Annotated in this window: 3 protein-coding genes; all 3 read right to left on the bottom strand. The window is 50.7% G+C overall.

The window, feature by feature from the left end:
• Positions 1-1289: hypothetical protein (locus AACZ40_RS28245; protein WP_339676937.1), on the bottom strand; the 1289-nt coding region annotated here is incomplete at its 3' end.
• A gap of 489 nt (positions 1290-1778) precedes the next feature.
• Positions 1779-3395 carry an altronate dehydratase family protein gene (locus AACZ40_RS28240; protein ID WP_291170817.1) on the bottom strand — a complete coding sequence of 539 codons (1617 nt, stop codon included), beginning with the start codon at positions 3393-3395 and terminating at the stop codon, positions 1779-1781.
• A gap of 95 nt (positions 3396-3490) precedes the next feature.
• Positions 3491-4503: sulfatase (locus tag AACZ40_RS28235; RefSeq protein WP_339676934.1), on the bottom strand; the 1013-nt coding region annotated here is incomplete at its 5' end.

Below are 4503 nucleotides of genomic sequence, written 5' to 3'. Positions count from 1 at the left end.
TCGCGGGTGATCATACCAATGTTATCGCCGTTCAGTTTGATCTTTGATCTGTTCGCCATGATACCGAATTTGGTCTGACCCCAGATTTTGAATTTATCGCCACCCAGATCAAACTGGAAGCCGATTTCAGGTCCAGCCAGATGGGTATCTACCGTATTGTTTACATAAGAAGTCACAGGATCATTCACACCGAGGAAAAAGACAGTTGTGGTCGTACTGGTATTACCGGAGGACTCGTCTTCAGAGAAACCGGTGTTGTCAATAATACCATCCTGGTTTTCGTCAGTACCAGTGGGGAGTGAAACCACTTTCAAGTCGGGTTGAGTGGCAGCAACCGTTGTTCCTTCGGCATAAACCAGACCACTGTCACGACCGTAGAAACTGAATCCTTCCCGGACCTGCATGTATCGGGCACCAGCCAGACCGCGGATTTTCAGGTTTTTCTTATCCACAAAAGGTGTTGACAACCAGGTCAGATTGGTTCCCCAGGACTGACTGATGGTTTTAATCCGGAAGTCGATGTCATAAGGGACAGAAACCCCGTCAATCGTGCCATCATCCAGGGGGAGTGAAGCCAGGTTTTTCAGTTCCTCTTGAAGAATCGCTCCTATGTCCTGAACAGTGTAACCGGGAATCGGTGTGAATATATAATCGGGAGGAGACAACAGGATGTCAAAGACTGCCTGATTCGCCGGGTTTGATTTATGAGTTGAGCGAATATCAGCGGACCAGACGGAATCGGCTTGTGCGATCCACCATCCAGTCAATTCGATTCCGCTGTCGTCGTCATTCAACCAGCCCCAGCGAATTCTTGCACCAGGGGCATTCATGTTCGGGACGACATCGTAAGTGGTACGGTCAAAGAAATTCAGTCCCGTATTATCGTTGAACTGATCGTAGTATTCTTCATCTGTTGCCAGAATCAGTTCGTCTTCCATCATATGCAGATAAGAAACGGAATCATTATTACCGAGCACGGTACTCCCCGGTCGGCGATACCGACCGAACAGAGCTTCCATGCTGAAGAAATGCCTCTTCCCCTGGTTGCTTGATCGAAACTTCCAGAGTCCATCTTTTTCAACACGATGCTGCTGAAACTGATGTTCAAAGGGTGAGATTCGGGGGAATGCACTCACCGGTGCCTCGGGACCGACATTCATAGGAACGCCCGGTGCTGAGGGAGGTCCGTATGGTCCGGCTGGCGGCTGAAAGTAGCCAGACGGTGGAGGAGGTACCATGGTTCGTGCATAGGGATGTGTTCCGGGGTCGTATGATACAGGTTGTACCATCCCGGCTCCCTGGTATGAGGGCGGATAACCCTGCGCATGTACTGTAGAGTATGCATGCGAGATCATAACGATGCTCAATACCGGTGCTAGCCAATGAAGAAGCCGCATCTATACGTCCTTACAAACAGCGGAAACAGTGATAACAATCCGCGCGGTCTAATACGGAAAAACGCGGAGTCTGTTGCTGGTTATATCGGACAGCACTTCTGGTAAACTGTAGCGATTATTCGGAAGATGCCGAATTTTCCAGTTTCAATAGTCCTGACGGTTGTAAGGGCGCTGCATGAATGGGGTCAGGTGTATACTTATGAGGTGACGGATTTTTGTTACACGGGACAGGTCATTAAATTGTCGAACTGGAATGTCATTCTGTAAGATGCTTTTATGTATAGAGATAAGGTTGATGCGTATCGGGACGGTCTGAATTCAGTCCGAGAACTTGCCTCAGGAAGAACTCCATTAAGCCGAATCTGTGTAAATACGACAAAATCAGAGGACCGGGCCGATACTCCAGGGGCAAAACTCCTCATCTCCGATGCCCTGGGCCTCACTTTTGGTTTTTTTACCACTGGCCACTTCGATGATCAGTTCAAAGATTTCGTGGCCTACCTGTTCGACAGACGTGCCATGCAGGATTCGACCGGCATCCAGATCCATATCATCTTCCATGCGTTCGAACATGGGAGTATTCGTCGAGATCTTGATACTGGGAACCGGTTTGCAACCAAAGCAGCTGCCTCGTCCGGTGGTAAAAGCAACGACATTGGCTCCGCCGGCCACCATGCCTGTGACAGATGCCGGGTCGTAGCCTGGCGTATCCATGATGACAAAGCCTTTCTCGGTCACAGGTTCTGCAAAGCGGTAGACTTCCCGCAGTGCAGTGCTGCCCCCTTTGGCAATCGCACCGAGTGATTTTTCGTAAATCGTGGTCAGCCCACCTCTTTTGTTACCGGGGGAAGGATTGTTATCAATCACGACGCCGAATTTCCCTGTGTATTCTTCCCACCAGCGAATGCGTTCGATGAGTTTTTTGCCGACTTCGGGTGTGATGGCCCGTCGCGTCAGAAGATGTTCGCCGCCATAGATTTCAGAAGTTTCACCCAGAATCGAGGTAGCCCCGTGTGCGACCAGCAGATCACTGGCGATACCAAGTGCCGGATTGGCCGTGACGCCACTGTTACCATCACTGCCCCCGCATTCGGTGCCCAGGATCAGTTCGGAGACAGGAATCGGGACGCGGGTGACATCGTTCACCTGGGGAAGATACTCTTTCAACAGGGCCGAAACCTGCTTTACTGTTTTAGCAATGCCACCTATATCCTGAATATTAAGTACCAGAGGTGCATTGGCAGGTGGTTCTTTCAGGTTGGGAAGTTGTACCAGTCCTTCTGAATCAGAAAGAAAAGCCCCCTGACCGGTTTCGCAACCCAAGCCCAGAATGACATAGGCGCCTATATTGGGATGTTTCGCAAAACCTCCCAGAGTCCGCATCAGTTGATGGTGATCTTCGCCATCATACTGCATGGCACACCCCCCTTTGTGAACCAGGGGAATGATTCCATCAATATTCGGGAAGTCTTTCAGAGAAGTTTGTGCCAGTTCCCGTGCGATGTACTTCGAAGCGGTGGCAGAACAGTTTACCGTACTGACAATCGCAAGATAGTTTCGGGTTCCCGCTTTGCCATTGGGGCGGCGGTAACCCATAAAGGTGCGCCCCGTGATCGGTTCCGGCGGGGATGGTACATCAGTTGAATAAGCATAATCCAGACTCAACTCGCCTGCTGCCAGATTGTGGCTGTGAATCCAGTCACCGGGCTGAATATCGCAGGTGGCAAAGCCGATTACCTGACCGAACTTACGGATGGCTTCCCCGTTGTTGATCTGTTTAATGGCGACCTTATGTCCCAGATCGATGTCTTCCCGGGTAATAACGCTTTCCGTTTCTGATAATTCACACTCCTGATTCTCGCCGACCGAGTTACGGGCAATGGCGATATTGTCTTCGGGATGTAATTTTAACAGGGGGGAGTGGGCGACGGCAGACATATTGGTTGAACGATCTAATTGAGAAATAAAGAGGCTGCGAAAATGAATCAGATAACGCATCCCGTGCTGCCTGATGAACTCTAAAGAACTCAGGCTACCTACTGTAGAATATCTCGACTTGTGGCAGCAGAATCAAGGGAGGGATCGCACAACCATCACTTTGCCTGCTCAATCCGAGTCTTTTTTCGTGGGAGAACCGGTTGATTCGTGCGACGTTTCCAGAATTCAGAAGCCCGCGCTGGATCGTATTTCGGATTTTTCACAGGCAGGGCTGCTCCCGTGCTGGTTCGCCAGTCTGCCAGTTTCTGTTGCAATTCCGCTGCTTTTTCTGGATTCTTCGCGGCCAGATTGGTGGTTTCTGATAGATCCTGCTTCAGATGATAGAGTTCCAGATTTCCATCGGCGAAGAATTCAATCAGCTTCCAGTCTCCCGCACGAATCGCCCCCGCCGGGGTGGAATGATGGTAATGAGGATAATGGAAATAGATCGCTTCCCGGTTGAGATGAGTGGTGGGGTCCTTTAGGAGTGGAACCAGGCTCAGCCCGTCGATGGTCTGGTGTTGGGGAGGGTTCGCGTGTGCGATTTCTGCAAAGGTCGGCCAGAAATCGATGCTGATTGTTGGCTCAGCACAGGTTTTTCCGGCAACGGCGACGCCCGGCCATTTAATAATCAGAGGAACCCGAATGCCCCCTTCATAGAGTGAACCTTTCTCATCGCGAAGTGGAGCGTTCGTGGAAACAATGTCACCGCCTGAGAAGCTCTGTCGCAGACCGCCATTGTCTGAGGTGAAAATCACCACGGTATTATCAGTCAACTTCAGTTCATCCAGCGCAGCGACGATGCGACCGACACTGTCATCTACATGCGCGACCATGGCTGCATAAATGGGATTATTGATGCCGGAATCCGGTTTGGGTTTCTGCTGATATTTGCGGATCAACTGTTGCCTGGCTTCCAGGGGGATGTGGACTGCATAATGGGACAGCTGCACGAAAAAGGGCTCTGACTGGTTCTGCCTGATAAACTCAATTGTTTTGTCGGTGAGGAAATCGGCGAGATAGGTTTTGTCAGGAACATCAGTGGGAGGCGTGGTACTAAAGCGGGGAGCAAAATGACGACCTGCGGTGACCAGTGATGTCTGATATCCCTGTTTGTCGGGGTTATGGG

Source organism: uncultured Gimesia sp., assembly GCF_963972345.1.
GTDB lineage: Bacteria > Planctomycetota > Planctomycetia > Planctomycetales > Planctomycetaceae > Gimesia.
The sequence above is the reverse complement of the archived record's forward strand: the minus strand, read 5'-3'. Positions and strand labels throughout refer to the sequence as shown.

What these genes read in the sequence shown, in the direction of transcription:
- AACZ40_RS28240 (WP_291170817.1), bottom strand. Translation starts at nt 3,395, where the DNA reads ATGCGTTATCTGATTCATTTTCGCAGCCTCTTTATTTCTCAATTAGAT.